Origin of the sequence: Mycobacterium cajalii (assembly GCF_045809005.2) — a bacterium.
Classification (GTDB): domain Bacteria; phylum Actinomycetota; class Actinomycetes; order Mycobacteriales; family Mycobacteriaceae; genus Mycobacterium.
In genome coordinates this window covers 1148255-1163968 of record NZ_CM141436.1, presented here as the reverse complement: position 1 = coordinate 1163968, position 15714 = coordinate 1148255, and the positions used below count along the sequence as shown (strand labels likewise).

Genomic DNA, 15714 nt, shown 5'->3' with positions numbered 1-15714 from the left:
CGAATACGGAAACAGCAGCGGATTCTCGCGGTTCCGTTACGCCCGCCGGGCGCGCTGGCCGAGCGCGCTGGCCGAGCGCGGCTTGGGCGGCATCGGTGCCGCACATGCCACGCGTGCCCGGGCCCGGTGATGTGGCGGCCGAGCAGATCTGCTGCCCGGCACACCAATGACACACGGCGACAGGACGATCCGTACGGGCGGCGTGCACGTCGTAAAGCGATAATCGGCTACGCCATCGCCAGGAACCGCCGAGGTTCTCGCGAAGCTCGTATGGGAGATAGATGCTGCTGTGGAATGCTCCGAAGTTAGACCCGGAGCATTCCCCCGAGACCCCCGTGATGCCAACGGAAATGGTGTTCCCGGATCCACGCGGACGCTCTCGCCTCTCCTGTAGATCTAGCTCGGCCAATCGAGCGTCCACCGCGTCCAGCTGCTTACGTAGGCCGTTCCCTGGCCGTTCCCTGGCCGTGGCCGGCCGGGCACGCCAGCAGCTCCGGTCAGCTCGTCGATCGCGGTTGCGGTTTCGCGTAGTTCAGCCTCTCGGGAGTCTCCCGGAAACCAAGCACTTTCCCGGCCTTGAAGATCCTCGACCTCTTCCGGGGGCTCGTGCTCTATCACTCCTCCAGGGTCCTCGGCTGGGATCATCGTGTGCTCTTTGGCTGCGACACCGGTAGTTCCGCTAAACGTATTGGTGCCGTTCATATTTCATGCCGCCCCGGTCGTGATGAACGGAGCCTCACACCCGTAGCAGAAGCCCACGCCGGCAAGGGGGCGGGCCTCGGACAGCCCTCGTGCTGGACGGCCCGGTGACCGTATGGCGGCTTACCCCCGGGCCATCGGGGGGATTGCCTGAGCTTGGACCGCGACGACCGTTGTCGTTCGCCGATGGCCGCACGCTCCCCCTCGGCCAGCCACGAGCTGAGGTCCATCGACTCCGGGCACGAGACGAGAGTCGTACCGTGCTCGCCGCACCACCCGATAGACGTAACCTGCCAAGGACTCGCATACCGGGAGGTAGCAAGCTGTGTTCAAGTTGATGTTCGTTTCCCCGCGCATCCCGCCGAACACGGGCAACGCCATCCGCACGGCGGCCGCCACCGGGTGCGAGCTGCATCTGGTCGAGCCGCTGGGCTTCGACCTGTCCGAACCGCAACTGCGGCGCGCCGGCCTGGACTACCACGACCTGGCGTCGGTCACCGTGCACGCGTCGCTGCCGGCCGCGTGGGACGCGCTGATGCCGGTCCGGGTGTTCGCGTTCACCGCGCAGGCGCCCACCTCGTTCGCCGACGTCGGATACCGGGCCGGGGACGTCCTGATGTTCGGCCCCGAACCCACCGGGCTGGACGCGCAGACCCTGGCCGACTCGCACATCACCGCGCAGGTGCGCATCCCCATGCTGGCGGGCCGGCGCTCCCTGAACCTGTCCAACGCCGCGGCCGTCGCCGCGTACGAGGCGTGGCGCCAGCACGGCTACCTCGGGGGCGGGTAGCCCGGCGACGATACGGCCCGTGCACGGGCCGGGGAGGAGCCGGGCAATCAGACCCTGAGTTACCAGGTGTCCCAGTGGGTGACCTGGTCGGCCGGCAGCCGCTTGGCCGGCCGGAAGTCGGTGCCCTTGGTGTAGGCGATCGGGAACAGTCCGCCCTGGCTGTACTTCTCGTGCGGGATGCCGAGCACCTCGGCGGCGCGCTTGTCGCCGTCGTTGATCAGGTGCAGCGTCGTCCAGCAGGTGCCCAGGCCCCGCGAGCGCAGCGCCAGGCAGAAGCTCCACGCGGCGGGGAACAGCGACGCCCAGAACGACGCGCTCAGGCCGAGCGGCGCCTTGTCCACCTTGCCCTCCAGGCAGGGGATCAGCAGCACCGGCGCCTCGTGCATGTGCTCGGCGAGGTACATCGCCGAATCCCTGACCTTGCCCATCCGCTCGCCGCGGGTGTCGCCCTCGGGGTATTCGGCGGCGGGCAGGCTGAGGTAGTCGCGGGCGTTGGCGAGGTAGATGTCGGCGATCGCCTTCTTCTTGTCGGCGTCCTCGACGAACAGCCACTGCCAGCCCTGCGCGTTGGAGCCGGTGGGCGCCTGCAGCGCCAGTTCGAGGCATTCCATCAGCACCTCGTGGGACACCGGCTTGTCGAAGTCGAGGCGTTTGCGGACCGAGCGGGTGGTCGTGAGGAGTTCGTCGACGGACAGGTTCAAGGTCATGGTGCGGAGACTACCGTCGGGGCCCCGACCCCCGCCGAGCCCCGCCGAGCGTGCGCGCCTGTACGCGACACGCCGGGGTTCGGCGGCATTCTGCGCACCCTCGCGGAGGTGAGGCCGCGGGGTCTAGCGGAAGTCGCGGGACCTCGAGCCGACGGCCAGGGTGATGCGGCCCAGCCGCTCGGCGACGACGGTGACCGCGCCGCTGGCGTTTTGCACCTGCCCGCGCACCAGCAGCGCCGGCGCGGTGTTGGCCAGCTTGCGGTGCCGCGCCCACACCCCCGGCGTGCACAGCACGTTGACCATCCCGGTCTCGTCCTCGAGGTTGAGAAATGTCACCCCCTGGGCGGTGCCGGGGCGCTGCCGGTGGGTCACCGCGCCGGCGATCAGCACCCGGTCGCCGTCGGGCACGTCCAGCAGCTTTGCGGCCGGCAGCACGCCCAGCGCGTCCAGGTCTTCCCGCAGGAACTGCGTCGGGTAGCTGTCGCAGGAGACGCCGGTCGCCCACACGTCGGCCGCGGCCAGCTCCAGCTCGCTCATCCCCGGCAGCGCCGGGACGTGCGAGCTCGACCCCACCCCGGGCAACCGGTCCGGCCGCTGGGTGGCCGCGGCCCCGGCTGCCCACAGGCCCTCGCGCCGCGACATACCGAAGCAGGCAAAAGCCCCGGCCGTCGCCAGCGCCTCGGTCTGCGGCACGCTCAGCGGCAGCCGGGTCGTCAGGTCCAGCAGGGAGGCGAACGGGCCGTTGGCTTTTCGCTCCCCCACCAGCCGCTCGGCGAGGTCGTCGCCGACGTGCCGGACGGCGCCCAACCCAAGGCGGACCTCGGTGCCGGCGTTCTCCAAAGTGGCGTGCGCCAGGCTGGCGTTGACGCACGGGCCGTGCACGGTCACGCCGTGCCGGCGCGCGTCGGCCACCAGCGACTGCGGCGAGTAGAAACCCATCGGCTGGGCGCGCAGCAGCGCCGCGCAGAACGCCGCCGGGTGGTGCAGCTTGAACCACGACGAGTAGAACACCAGCGACGCGAAGGACAGCGCATGGCTCTCCGGAAAGCCGAAATTGGCGAAGGCCTCCAGCTTTTCGTAGATCCGGTCGATCACCTCGTCCGAGGCGCCGTGCAGCGCGCGCATGCCGTCGTAGAAGCGGTCGCGCAGCCGCCGCATGCGCTCGGTCGAGCGCTTGGAGCCCATCGCACGGCGCAACTGGTCGGCCTCGGCGGCCGAAAAGCCGGCGCAGTCGACCGCGAGCTGCATCAGCTGCTCCTGAAAAAGCGGCACCCCCAGCGTCTTTCGCAACGCCCGCTCCATCGACGGGTGGTCGTAGGTGACCGGATCGGCGCCATTGCGCCGCCGGATGTAGGGGTGCACCGACCCGCCCTGGATGGGGCCGGGACGGATCAGCGCGACCTCCACCACCAGGTCGTAGAAGATCCGCGGCTTCAGCCGCGGCAGCGTGGCCATCTGCGCGCGCGACTCCACCTGGAACACGCCGACCGAATCGGCGCGCGCCAGCATCTCGTACACCGCCGGTTCCGACAGGTCCAGCCGGGCCAGGTCCACCTCGATGCCCTTGTGCTCGGCCACCAGGTCGATGGCGTAGTGCAACGCGCTCAGCATGCCCAGCCCGAGCAGGTCGAACTTCACCAAACCGATTGCCGCGCAGTCGTCCTTGTCCCACTGCAGGACGCTTCGCCCCGCCATGCGTGCCCACTCCACCGGGCACACGTCGGCGATCGGGCGGTCGCAGATCACCATTCCGCCGGAGTGGATGCCCAGGTGTCGCGGCAGGTTGCGGATCTGTTGCGCCAGGTCGATCACCTGCGGCGGGATGCCCTCGGTGTCGGGTGAGTCCGCGAGCCCGTTCCAGTGGCCGATCTGCTTGCTCCACGCGTCCTGCTGGCCCTGGGAGAAGCCCAGCGCGCGGGCCATGTCGCGCACCGCGATCCGGCCGCGGTAGGTGATCACGTTGGCGACCTGGGCGGCGTAGTCGCGGCCGTAGCGGTCGTAGACGTACTGGATGACCTTCTCGCGCTCATCCGACTCGATGTCCATGTCGATGTCGGGCGGCCCGTCGCGCGCCGGCGACAGGAAGCGCTCGAACAACAACTCGTTGGCCACCGGGTCCACCGCGGTGACGCCCAGCGCATAACAGACCGCGGAATTGGCCGCCGAGCCCCGGCCCTGGCACAGGATGTTGTTGGCACGGCAGAACCGGGCGATGTCGTGCACCACCAGGAAGTAGCCCGGGAACGTCAGCTGGGCAATGACTTTCAGCTCGTGTTCGATCTGGGCGTACGCGCGGGGAGCGGCCTCGGGGAGGCCGTAACGGTCACGTGCACCCGTCATCGTCAGGTGCCGCAGCCAGCTGTCCTCGGTGTGCCCGTCGGGAACCTCGAACGGCGGCAGCTGCGGGGCGATCAGCGCCAGCCCGAACGCGCACCGCTCGCCGAGCTCGGCGGCGGCGGTCACCGCGCCGGGATGCCACGCGAACAGCCGGGCCATCTCCTCGCCGGAGCGCAGGTGCGCACCGCCCAGCGGGGCCAGCCAGCCCGCCGCCGAGTCCAGGGACTGCCGGGCCCGGATCGCCCCCATCGCCATGGCCAGCCGGCCGCGCGACGGCTGGGCGAAATGCGCCCCGGTGGTGGCGACGACCCCCACGCCGAAGCGCGGTGCCAGCCCAGCCAGCGCGGCGTTGCGTTCGTCGTCGAGCGGGTGGCCGTGATGGGTCAGCTCGACGCTCACCCGGTCCGCCCCGAACCGGTCCACCAGGTCGGCCAGCGCCCGCTCGGCGGCATCCGGGCCGCCCGAGGAAAGGGCTTGGCGCACATGGCTTTTTCGGCATCCGGTCAGGATGTGCCAGTGCCCGCCGGCGGCCCGCGTCAGCGCGTCGTAGTCGTAGCGGGGCTTGCCCTTCTCCCCGCCGGCCAGGTGCGCGGCGGCCAGCTGCCGTGACAGCCGCCGGTAGCCTTCCGGGCCGCGGGCCAGCACCAGCAGGTGCGGGCCGGGCGGGTCCGGGGCCTCGGTGCGAGCCCCCGGCCCCAAAGACAGCTCGGCCCCGAACACGGTGCGCATGTCGAGTTCGGCGGCGGCTTCGGCGAACCGCACCGCCCCGTACAAACCGTCGTGGTCGGTGAGCGCCAAGGCGCGCAGGCCCAGCCGGGCCGCCTCCTCGACCAGTTCCTCGGGCGTGCCGGCGCCGTCGAGAAAACTGAACGCCGAATGCGCGTGCAGCTCTGCGTACGGGACCGGCGAGCGGGCCCGCCGGCCGCCATCGGGCGGGCGGTAGGCCGCGCGATGGCGCGACAGGGGGCCCTCCTGATCGGGCTGCGACGGCGCACCGCCGTGGCGCGGTTTGCTGTCGAGCACCCGCTCCATCTCCGCCCAGCTCGGCGGCCCGTTACCCCAGCCCACGCGCATCAGTGTATCGAAAGTATGTTCGAAAAACTGGGCAGGTGGGTTGTTAATCACTTCTTCAACTGCACAACACGTTCTTAACGCCGCGGGCCTATCGTGCGGCGACGCCCGGACCCGATACTGGTACAGGGCGAGAAAAATGGACGGCGGGAACCGAGCATGGCGCAGCTGAAGGCACCGGACACGTCGTTCCTGCGGGCTTCCGCGGACCGGCATGCCGGCCTGGCGCTCGGCGCGGTCGCCGTCGTCGCCGGCGTCCCCGACCGTGCGCAACTGGAAAGTCTTCTGGTGCAACGTGTTCAATCGCTGCCGCACTGCACCCAGGTACTGCGGATCGGACCCCACGGCCCCGAGTGGGTCGACCATCCGCGATTCGACCTCGCCCACCACCTACGCCGCGTGGCGATCTGCCGCCCGGGCGGCGACGCCGAACTGTCGGCCGCCGTCGCCTTCGCCCTCGAACGTCCCCTCGACCCGGACCGGCCGCCCTGGGAGTGCTGGGTCATCGAGGGTTTGCGGGGCAAGAAGTGGGCGATCCTGATGAAGGTTCACCACTGCCTGGCCGCGGACGACTCCCCAGCCCGCATCCTGACCCGGCTCTGCGACGACACCGACCCGGCGGGGTTCCCCAAACCAGTTGGGGCAACGCCAGTTTCACCACCGCAGCCGGCCCGGAGCGGGTGGCCGCACGCGCTGTGGCGGGCTTCGTCCGTCGCCGGGACCGTCGCGGACACCCTGGTGGGCGCGGTCTTGCCCGCGCTGCGGACACCGCCGGCCGACGCATCCACCATGCGCCGGTACCGCACGGTGCGGGTGCCGATCGCCGACGTCGACCGGGTCTGCCGCAAGTTCGGGGTGACCGCCGACGACGTCGCGCTCGCGGCCATCACCGAGGGCTTCCGCACGGTACTGCTGCAGCGCGGCCAACAGCCGCGGGCCGACTCGCTGACCACCGTGGTGCCGGCGCCGATCCGGGCGGCCGTGCCGCCCTACCTGCCGGTCGACCACGACGACCCGGTGCGGCGCCTGCGCACCGTGCACAACCGGCGGAAGGCCGGGCAGCCCGGTGCCGGCATCGTCGAATCGGCACTGAAACGCCTGCCAACAATGTTGCGGGGCAATCTCTTCCAACTCATGGACCGGCTCCCGCAGGGCGATCTGGTGACGCTGGCGACCAGCCTCCCCGGTCCGCGGCGCCAGTTGCGGCTGATGGGCCAGACGATGGAGCGCCTGCTGCCGATCCCCCCGACCGCCGCGCGGCTGAGCACCGGTGTCGCGGTACTCGGCTACGGCGACGAGCTCGTCTTCGGCATCACCGCCGACTACCACGCCGCCCCCGACGTCAAGCGGCTCGCCGCCGGGATCGAACTCGGCATGGCGCGACTGGTGGCGCTCAGCCAGGACTCGGTGTTGCTGTTCGCCGACGGTCGCCCGCGCAAGCGCCGCACCGGCCCGGCCCCGCTAACACCGGCCACCGTGAGAAGGTGGGGTGGTGCGCAAGCCGGAGCCTGTCGTCATCGACCCACGCCGCCATGACGCCGTGCTGTTCGACCTCGACGCGGTGACCGACGCCGGGGGCAATGCGCTGGAATCCGCGGTGACCGTGGTGCGCCGGTTGCGCGACGTCGGACTCGGCATCGCCGTCTTCGCCGCCGACGACCGCCGCGACGCACCGGCGGACCTGTTCGCCGCCCGCGCCGACGACCCGGCCGCGGCGGCCGAGCGCCTGCGGGTGCGGCCGGGCCGCTGCGTCGTCGTCGCGAGCGACGTCGCCGGGGTCACGACCGCGCGCGAGGGCGGTTTCGCGTTGGTGGTCGGCGTGGTCGGGGGCGAAGACCGGGCGGGGCGCCGCGACGCGCTGGACGAGGCCGGCGCCGACGCGGTGGTGGCCGAGGTGGGTGAGGTCACGGTGCGCACCGGGGACCGCCGGATGTCGCAGCTTCCCGACGCGGCGCAGGCCCTGGACCCGCCGTCGAACCCGGCGGTCTTCTACGACTTCGACGGCACACTGTCGGACATCGTCGACGACCCGGACGCGGCCCGGCCCGTCGCGGGTGCGACGGCGGCGCTGCAGAAGTTGGCCGCGCAGTGCCCGGTCGCCGTGCTGTCCGGACGCGACCTGGCCGACGTGACGCGACGGCTCGGCGTGCCCGGAATCTGGTATGCCGGTAGCCACGGGTTCGAACTCACCGCACCGGACGGGACACACCACCAGAACGACGCCGCGGCCGCGGCCATCCCCGTGCTGGAGCGCGCGGCCGGCGAGCTGCGCGAGCGGCTCGGGTCGATTCCCGGAGTCGTGGTGGAGCACAAGAGGTTCGGCGTCGCCGTGCACTACCGCAACGCCGCGCGTGACCGCGTCGGCGAGGTGACCGCGGCGGTCCGCGCGGCCGGCCGGCACAGCGCGCTGCGGGTGACCACCGGCCGCGAGGTCATCGAGTTGCGCCCGGACATCGACTGGGACAAGGGCAAGACGCTGCGCTGGGTGCTCGAACACCTGCACCGGGCCGGTCCGGACGCGTTGACGCCGATCTACCTCGGCGACGACATCACCGACGAGGATGCGTTCGACGCGGTGCGCGACGGCGGCGTGCCCATCCTCGTGCGACATGACGAGGACGGCGATCGCGCCACCGCCGCGCTGTTCGGGCTGGACAACCCCGCCCAGGTGAGCGAGTTCACCGAGCGACTGGCGCGCCGGTTGACCGACGATCGCGTGAACTGACCCGCGGAGGTTCCCCGCGCACAGCGAGCCGCACCGTCGGCCGACGCTCGGTCCAGGCAGCACCGGCGCCGGTGGGACGGCGCCCTAAGCCGCGTACTCCACCGCGCCGTCGTCCAGCGCCACCCGGACGTCGGAACCGTCCGGCGCCGACACCTCGGTGCGGAACACCGCCTTGCCCGGTTCGGTGCGCCAGATCAGCGTGGTCAGCGTCTCGCCCGGGAACACCGGCGAGGTGAACCGCGCGTCGATCGCGGTGATGTTGGCGGCCACGCCCTTGCCGAGCTCGGCGACCAGCGCGCGACCGGCCACCCCGTAGCTGCACAGGCCGTGCAGGATCGGCTTGGGGAACCCGGCCAGCTCCTTGGCGAACCACGGGTCGCTGTGCAGCGGGTTGCGGTCCCCGGAGAGCCGGTAGATCAGCGCCTGGTCCTCGCGGGTGGGCAGCGCGATGCGCGCGTCGGGCTCGCGGCCGGGGATCTCCGGGGCGACCGGCCGCTGACCGGGCTGCCCGCCGAACCCGCCCGACTGGCGGATGACCAGCGTGGTCAGCGTCTCGGCGATCAGCTCGCCCGACGCGGGGTCCGTGCCTCGGCCGCGCAGCACGATGATGGCGTTCTTGCCCTCGCCCTTGTCCTGGATGTCGGCGACCTCGGAGACCACCGACAGCTTGCCCGCGGGCGGCAGGGGCGCGTGCAGGCGAATGCCCTGCGACCCGTGCAGCAGCAGGGCGTGGTTGAACGTTCCGATCTTGCCCGCCGCCGCGAAGGCCGGTGAGCAGATGACCGCGTAGGTGGGCAGCACCTGCTGGGCGATGTCGTGGCTGTTCTCGGTGGTGAACGACAGGTCGTCGAGGCCGGCGCCGACGCCGAGCGCATACAGCATCGTGTCCCGGTCGGTCCATGCGAACTCCATCGGTTCGCTCACCGCGCCGACGGCACTGGGGTCAATCGCCATGAGGAAGTCTCCTTCTCGCCGGAATCGAAGCTTTGCGCACCTATTTCGTACCAACCATCGCAAACCCTTCCCACCGGGGCCGTCGGCAGGGCAGGCTATCGCCATGTCCACGCGCATGGGGAACGCACTCAAGGCAGTCTCGGTGCTGGCCGCGGCGGTCGTCGTCGGCGCCTGCGGCGGTGGATCACCGCAGGCCCGCAGCATCACGCTGACGTTCATCCGCAACGCCCAGTCCCAGGCCGACGCCGACGGCGTCATCGACACCTCGATCCCGGGCCCCGGCCTGAGCGCCGACGGCAAGGGCCAGGCCCAGCAGGTGGCGCACGCCCATCACGACTTCGACGCCGTCTACGCCTCCGACATGGCCGACGCCCAGCAGACCGCCGGGCCGCTGGCCGGTGAGATGGGCAAGCACGTCGAGGTCCTCGACGGGCTGCGGCCGATCAACGCCGGCTGGTACAACGGCAAACCCGAGACCATGGCCGCCTCCACGTACCTGCTGGCCCCGGCGGACTGGCTCAACGGCGACCGGCAGGACAGCGTCCCCGGGGCGACCAGCGGCACCGATTTCAACTCCCGGTTCACCGCCGCCGTCCGCAAGGTCTACGACGACGGCCACGCCAAGCCCGTCGTCTTCAGCCAGGGGACGGCGATCATGGTGTGGACGCTGATGAACGCCAAGAACGGCAAGGACAGCCTGCTGACCAACCATCCCCTGCCCAACACCGGCCGCGTGGTGCTCACCGGCAACCCGGTCACGGGCTGGACGCTGGTCGACTGGGACGGCATCCGCAGCTTCGCCAACTGATTCACGCCCGCACCGGTTGACGTGTGCGGCGCCGACCCGCACGATGGCTGCATGCGGTATGTCGTTACCGGCGGTACCGGGTTCATCGGTCGCCGCGTCGTGGATCGCCTCCTCGACACCCGGCCCGACGCCCAGGTCTGGGTGCTGGTCCGCCGCGGGTCGCTCGGCCGCTTCGAACGCCTGGCCGCCGAGTGGGGTGAACGGGCCCGGCCGCTGGTCGGCGAGCTGCCCGACCTGGCGCTGACCGAGCAGACCCTCGACGATCTCGGCGAGATCGACCACGTCGTGCACTGCGCGGCCGTCTACGACATCACCGCCGACGACGCCGCGCAACGCGCCACCAACGTCGAGGGCACCCGCGCGGTGATCGAGCTGGCGCTGCGGCTGGACGCCACCCTGCACCACGTGTCGTCGATCGCCGTGGCGGGCGACTTCCGCGGCGAGTACACCGAGGACGACTTCGACGTGGGCCAGCGGCTGCCGACCGCCTACCACCGGACCAAGTTCGAGGCCGAGTCGCTGGTGCGCTCGGCGCCCGGGCTGCGCCACCGCATCTACCGCCCGGCGGTGGTGGTGGGCGACTCGCGCACCGGCGAGATGGACAAAGTCGACGGGCCCTACTACTTCTTCGGCGTGCTGGCCAAGCTGGCTGTATTGCCCAAGCTGACCCCCATGCTGCTGCCCGACACCGGGCGCACCAACGTCGTCCCGGTCGACTACGTCGCCGACGCGCTGGTCACGCTCCTGCACGCCGAAGGTCGCGATGGGCAGACGTTCCATTTGACCGCTCCGAAAACCATTGGCCTGCAAGGCATCTACCGGGGCGTGGCGAAGGCGGCGGGGCTGCCGCCGGCGCGCGGGTCGCTGCCCGGCTCGGTGGCCGCGCCGCTGCTGAGGGTGCGCGGACGCGCCCGGGTGTTGCGCGACATGGCGGCCACCCAGCTCGGGATTCCGGCCGAGATCTTCGACGTGGTCGACCTCAAGCCCACCTTCGTCAGCGAGCGGACCCGGGAAGCCTTGCGGGGCACCGGAAGCCCCGACATCGAAGTGCCCGAGTTCGCCTCCTACGCGCCGCAGCTGTGGCGGTACTGGGCCGAACACCTCGATCCCGACCGCGCCCGCCGCGACGACCCGAGAGGACCGCTGCACGGCCGCCACGTCATCATCACCGGGGCATCCAGCGGCATCGGGCGGGCGTCGGCCGTCGCCGTCGCGCGGCGCGGTGCGACGGTGTTCGCGCTGGCCCGCAACGGCGACGCGCTCGACGAGCTGGTCGCCCAGATCCGCGCCGAGGGCGGCGACGCCCACGCCTTCCCCTGCGACGTCACCGATTCCGCGTCGGTGGAGCACACCGTCAAAGACATCCTGGGCCGCTTCGACCACGTCGACTACCTGGTGAACAACGCCGGCCGCTCGATCCGCCGCTCGGTGGTCAACTCGACCGACCGGCTGCACGACTACGAGCGGGTGATGGCGGTCAACTACTTCGGCGCGGTGCGCATGGTGCTGGCGCTGCTGCCGCACTGGCGCGAACGCCGGTTCGGCCACGTCGTCAACGTCTCCAGCGCCGGCGTGCAGGCCCGCAACCCCAAGTACAGCTCGTATCTGCCGACGAAGGCGGCGCTGGACGCGTTCGCCGACGTCGTCGCCTCCGAGACGCTGTCGGACCACGTCACGTTCACCAACATCCACATGCCGCTGGTCGCCACGCCCATGATCGCGCCGTCGCACCGGCTCAACCCGGTGCCGGCGATCAGCCCCGAGCGCGCGGCCGCGATGGTGGTGCGCGGTCTCGTCGACAAGCCGGCGCGCATCGATCCCCCGCTGGGCACGCTCGCCGAGGCCGGCCACTACTTCGCGCCGCGGCTCTCGCGGCGCATCCTGCACCAGCTGTACCTGGGCTACCCCGATTCGGCGGCGGCGCGCGGGCTGCCCACCGCCCCGGCCCCGGCCCGGCCGCCCGAACGCCGGCCCCGGCGCCCCGCTCGCGCCGTCACCCGGGGCCTGCGCACCCCCCGGCCGGTCAAGCGTCTGGTGCGTTTGGTGCCCGGGGTGCACTGGTAGGCCGGTTTCCGTTTAGCCGCAGGCGATTGCGGTATTCCGGCCCCATGGCTCCGATTGTGTGCGACGAGCGGACCGACGCCGACCCGGTGGCCGCCGCCGTGCGATCGCTCACCACCTCCGGCGCGTTCGTGATGCCCTGCGGCGATGTGACCCGCAACCTGCGGGCCGGTCCCCAGGTGTGGGCGAGGTTCGGCCGGCACTGGGAGGACCTGGCGCCGGACCCCTACGCCGAGGCCCTGGGCGTGCGGCGGCTGCGCCGCTACGGCCAGTTCCTGCTGCACGACGGGTCGGTGCACCGGATGCCGGACCGCACGTTCGCCCAGCCCGACGACTCGAATCCGCTCTACGTCGGCCAGGACCGGGACTTCGCGCCGCTGACCGACGCGTTCGCCCGGGATCCGCTGCTGCACCGGCTGATCAAGCTGCTGGGCCGGGTCGCGACCGTGTTGGACGACGTGGCCGAATGGAACGTCAAGGTGCACCCCTTCCGGGTCCGCTCCGCCGCCGGCGGTGACGGCCTGCCCACGCCGGAGGGCATCCACCGCGACGGGGTGACCCTGGTCAGCGCGCTTTTCGTCGGGCGGCGCAACGCCGTCGGCGGGGAGAGCACCGTGTGCGACGACGCCGGCCGCCCCCTGCTGACGGCGACGCTGACCGAGCCCGGTGAGTTACTGCTGGGCGACGACCGGCGCACCCTGCACGGCGTGTCACCGATCCGGCCGCTGGATCCGCGCGCGCCGGCGCAGCGCGACGTCCTGGTGGTCACCTTGGCCTCCCGGTGGCCGTGAGCGCCCCGGTAGTCTTGCGGCGGTGACCCCGGTATTCGTCGACGTCGACACCGGTGTCGACGACGCGCTGGCGTTGCTGTACCTGCTGGGCAGCCCCGGCGCCAACCTGGTCGGCATCGCCTCGACCGGCGGAAACGTTGGAGTGGAACAGGTTTGCGAGAACAACCTGGGCCTGCTCGAGCTGTGCCGGATCAGCGGGGTGCCGGTCTCCAAGGGACCCGGCGACACCCTGACCGGACCGCTGCGCCTGCCCTCGCAGGTGCACGGCCCCCGCGGGCTGGGGTACGCCGACCTGCCGCCGAGCAGCCTCGAGCTCACCGGCCACGACTCCGCGACGGCCTGGGTGCGCGCGGCCCGCGCCTTCCCCGGTGAGCTGATCGGCGTGGCGACCGGCCCGTTGACGAACCTGGCGCTGGCGCTGCGCGCCGAGCCCGCGCTGCCGACGCTGCTGCGCCGGCTGGTGATCATGGGCGGTTCCTACGACCACCGCGGCAACGTCACGCCGGTGGCGGAATGGAACATGAGCGTGGACCCCGAGGCCGCCGCCGAGGTGCTCGCGGCGTTCAGCGCCGGGCGGGCACAGCCGCCGGTCCTGTGCGGGCTGGACCTGACCCGCACCGTCGCGATGACGCCCGACCACCTCGCCAGGCTCGCGGCCGCCGCGGGGTCGACGACCACGCCGGTGAGCGCGAGCGACGAACGCGGCACCCGCTCGACGGCGTCCAACCCGTTGATCCGGGTGATCGAGGACGCGATGCGGTTCTACCTGGAGGCCTACCACGACAACGGGCACGGGTTCGAGGCCCATCTGCACGACCCGCTGGCCGCCGCGGCGGCGCTGGAACCCGGGCTCGTCACCGTGCGCCCGGCGACGGTGGACGTCGAGCTCACGGGCGCACACACCCGCGGCATGACGGTGACCGACTGGTCGGGGCGACGAGAACCCAATGCGCTCATCGGCGTTGAGGTCGACCCGGCGGCGTTCTTCGACCGGTTCATCGACCGGGTGGGGACGTTCGCGCGTCGGCTAGCCTGAGCAACCATGAAGGTTCGCCGCATCGAGATCGTTCGCGCGGGATGGGGCGTCGCGCTGCTGGCGGCTCCCGGTGTCGTACTCACCCGGGTGCACGGCGTGCACGTCGACCGCCCGTCGCTCGTCGTCGCCCGCATCCTGGGGGCGCGTCATCTCACCCAGGCGCTGTTGTCGGGCATCAACCCCACCCCCGAGGTGCTGGCGGCCGGCGTCTGGGTCGACACCGTGCACTCGATGACGGCGTTCGGCCTGGCCGGCGTCGACCGGCGGCGGGCCCGGGCGGGCGTGACCGACGGCGTCGTCGCCGCCGCGTGGGCGGGGCTGGGTCTGCGGCACCTGCACACCGGCGAGGCCAAGACCTCGACCAGCGGCCTCCGGGACCGGTTGGCCCGCAACGTCATCGGGGCTCTGCCGGGCGGCCGGGGGCTGATGGCGCAGGCGCGGCGGGTCCGCGCCGAACAGGGGTAGCCCCGGCCGCGAAGCCGCGTCCGCCGGTGTGGTGTGTAGCGTTCCGGCAAACCGCAGTTTGGGGAATCGGCCGTAGGGTACTGCCATCAACATGGCCTTTGCCGATTACCAGACCGAGTTGTACAACCAGTCGCTGCACGGTCATCAGCCGCAGTACCCGATCAGGTTCGACGAGCTGGAGGCGCAAGCGAAAGTCGCGATGACGCCGAAGGTGCGGGGCTATGTGGCCGGGGGCGCCGGAGACGAGCACACCCAGCGCATCAACTGCGAGGCGTTCAAGCGCTGGGGCCTGTATCCGCGCATGGGCATCGCCCCCGCCGAGCGCGACATGTCGATCGAGTTGTTCGGGGTGAGGTTCCCGGCCCCGGTGTTCATGGCGCCGATCGGGGTGATCGGGGTGTGCGCCCAGGACGGCCACGGCGATTTGGCGTGTGCGCGGGCCTCGGTCCGCACCGGCATCCCGTTCTTCGTGGGGACGCTCACGGCGGACCCGATGGAGGACGTGGCCGCCGCGCTCGGTGACACGCCCGCGTTCTTCCAGCTGTACACCCCGCCGGACCGGGAGATGGCGGCCAGCCTGGTGCACCGCGCCGAGGCGTGCGGCTTCAAGGGCATCGCCGTCACCCTGGACACCTGGGTCACCGGGTGGCGCCCGCGCGACCTGGCCGGCGGGAACTACCCGCAGGTGCCCAGCGGGTGTCTGGCCAACTACACCAGCGACCCGGTGTTCCGCGCCGGCCTGAAGCCCGGCGAGGACGCCAACGAGGCTGCGGTGCGCAAGTTGCCGATCTTCGGTGGCCCGTTCCGGTGGGACGACCTGGAGTGGCTGCGCTCGGAGACCAAGCTGCCGCTGATGGTCAAGGGCATCTGCCACCCCGACGACGCGCGCCGCGCCAAAGACATTGGCGTCGACGGCATTTACTGTTCCAATCACGGTGGCCGCCAGGCCAACGGTGGGCTGCCCACGTTGGACGTCCTGCCGGAGGTGGTGGAGGCCGCAGACGGGCTGCCGGTGCTGTTCGACTCCGGGATCCGCGGCGGCGACGACATCATCAAGGCCGTCGCGATGGGGGCGGCCGCGGTGGGGATCGGCCGCCCCTACGCCTACGCCCTGGCGCTCGGCGGTGTCGACGGGGTGGTGCACGTGCTGCGCTCCCTGGTGGCCGAGGCGGATCTGATCATGGCCGTCGACGGCTATCCCTCCCTGAAGGACCTGACCCCCGAGGCGTTGCGCCGCGTCGACTACGTTGACGCACAACGTTATTCGTAG

General features: G+C 71.5%; 12 protein-coding genes. 9 read left to right on the top strand and 3 right to left on the bottom strand.

What is annotated here, in order from left to right; genetic code table 11:
• Positions 1 to 1024: 1024 nt before the first annotated feature.
• Positions 1025 to 1489 carry a tRNA (cytidine(34)-2'-O)-methyltransferase gene (locus tag ACJ512_RS05615; protein ID WP_407686628.1) on the top strand — a complete coding sequence of 155 codons (465 nt, stop codon included), beginning with the start codon at positions 1025 to 1027 and terminating at the stop codon, positions 1487 to 1489.
• Between the two features lie 59 nt (positions 1490 to 1548).
• Here the strand turns inward: ACJ512_RS05615 and ACJ512_RS05610 are convergent, their stop codons facing one another.
• Positions 1549 to 2196 carry a nitroreductase family protein gene (locus ACJ512_RS05610; RefSeq protein WP_407686627.1) on the bottom strand — a complete coding sequence of 216 codons (648 nt, stop codon included), beginning with the start codon at positions 2194 to 2196 and terminating at the stop codon, positions 1549 to 1551.
• Between the two features lie 123 nt (positions 2197 to 2319).
• Complete coding sequence (locus tag ACJ512_RS05605) at positions 2320 to 5601, bottom strand: error-prone DNA polymerase (RefSeq protein WP_407686626.1); 3282 nt, start codon at positions 5599 to 5601, stop codon at positions 2320 to 2322.
• A gap of 162 nt (positions 5602 to 5763) precedes the next feature.
• Here ACJ512_RS05605 and ACJ512_RS05600 point away from each other — a divergent pair, with 162 nt between their 5' ends.
• Together ACJ512_RS05600 and otsB are read left to right on the top strand one after the other, a co-directional pair.
• Positions 5764 to 7140, top strand: a complete 1377-nt coding sequence (locus tag ACJ512_RS05600; RefSeq protein WP_407686625.1) for a wax ester/triacylglycerol synthase domain-containing protein — start codon at positions 5764 to 5766, stop codon at positions 7138 to 7140.
• The gene (gene otsB / locus ACJ512_RS05595) at positions 7097 to 8329 is read left to right on the top strand and encodes a trehalose-phosphatase (RefSeq protein ID WP_407686624.1); all 1233 of its coding nucleotides are present in this window, start codon (positions 7097 to 7099) and stop codon (positions 8327 to 8329) included. Before ACJ512_RS05600 ends, otsB begins: the two co-directional genes overlap by 44 nt.
• An 84-nt stretch (positions 8330 to 8413) precedes the next feature.
• Here otsB and ACJ512_RS05590 read toward each other — a convergent pair whose 3' ends face one another.
• Positions 8414 to 9283 (bottom strand): MaoC/PaaZ C-terminal domain-containing protein, encoded by an 870-nt coding sequence (locus ACJ512_RS05590; RefSeq protein ID WP_407686623.1) that lies wholly within the window; start codon positions 9281 to 9283, stop codon positions 8414 to 8416.
• Positions 9284 to 9386: 103 nt separating this feature from the next.
• Between ACJ512_RS05590 and ACJ512_RS05585 the strand changes: the two genes are divergently transcribed.
• The 6 genes from ACJ512_RS05585 (at position 9387) to ACJ512_RS05560 (ending at position 15714) form a co-directional block, all read left to right on the top strand.
• Positions 9387 to 10091, top strand: coding sequence for a histidine phosphatase family protein (locus tag ACJ512_RS05585; RefSeq protein ID WP_407686622.1), 705 nt, complete (start codon positions 9387 to 9389; stop codon positions 10089 to 10091).
• Between the two features lie 51 nt (positions 10092 to 10142).
• Complete coding sequence (locus ACJ512_RS05580; RefSeq protein ID WP_407686621.1) at positions 10143 to 12155, top strand: SDR family oxidoreductase; 2013 nt, start codon at positions 10143 to 10145, stop codon at positions 12153 to 12155.
• Between the two features lie 44 nt (positions 12156 to 12199).
• Positions 12200 to 12943 (top strand): 2OG-Fe dioxygenase family protein, encoded by a 744-nt coding sequence (locus ACJ512_RS05575; protein ID WP_407686620.1) that lies wholly within the window; start codon positions 12200 to 12202, stop codon positions 12941 to 12943.
• A 22-nt stretch (positions 12944 to 12965) separates the two neighbouring features.
• Positions 12966 to 13979: a nucleoside hydrolase gene (locus tag ACJ512_RS05570; RefSeq protein WP_407686619.1), complete on the top strand. Its 1014-nt coding sequence runs from the start codon at positions 12966 to 12968 to the stop codon at positions 13977 to 13979.
• A 6-nt stretch (positions 13980 to 13985) separates the two neighbouring features.
• Positions 13986 to 14444 (top strand): hypothetical protein, encoded by a 459-nt coding sequence (locus ACJ512_RS05565; protein WP_407686618.1) that lies wholly within the window; start codon positions 13986 to 13988, stop codon positions 14442 to 14444.
• 91 nt (positions 14445 to 14535) lie between these two features.
• Positions 14536 to 15714, top strand: a complete 1179-nt coding sequence (locus tag ACJ512_RS05560) for an alpha-hydroxy-acid oxidizing protein (protein WP_407686617.1) — start codon at positions 14536 to 14538, stop codon at positions 15712 to 15714.

Bases quoted from the DNA above. Each gene is read 5' to 3' on its own strand.
- ACJ512_RS05610 (WP_407686627.1), bottom strand. From the start codon at position 2,196: ATGACCTTGAACCTGTCCGTCGACGAACTCCTCACGACCACCCGCTCG.
- ACJ512_RS05600 (WP_407686625.1), top strand. From the start codon at position 5,764: ATGGCGCAGCTGAAGGCACCGGACACGTCGTTCCTGCGGGCTTCCGCG.
- ACJ512_RS05590 (WP_407686623.1), bottom strand. From the start codon at position 9,283: ATGGCGATTGACCCCAGTGCCGTCGGCGCGGTGAGCGAACCGATGGAG.
- ACJ512_RS05585 (WP_407686622.1), top strand. From the start codon at position 9,387: ATGTCCACGCGCATGGGGAACGCACTCAAGGCAGTCTCGGTGCTGGCC.
- ACJ512_RS05580 (WP_407686621.1), top strand. From the start codon at position 10,143: ATGCGGTATGTCGTTACCGGCGGTACCGGGTTCATCGGTCGCCGCGTC.
- ACJ512_RS05575 (WP_407686620.1), top strand. From the start codon at position 12,200: ATGGCTCCGATTGTGTGCGACGAGCGGACCGACGCCGACCCGGTGGCC.
- ACJ512_RS05565 (WP_407686618.1), top strand. From the start codon at position 13,986: ATGAAGGTTCGCCGCATCGAGATCGTTCGCGCGGGATGGGGCGTCGCG.
- ACJ512_RS05560 (WP_407686617.1), top strand. From the start codon at position 14,536: ATGGCCTTTGCCGATTACCAGACCGAGTTGTACAACCAGTCGCTGCAC.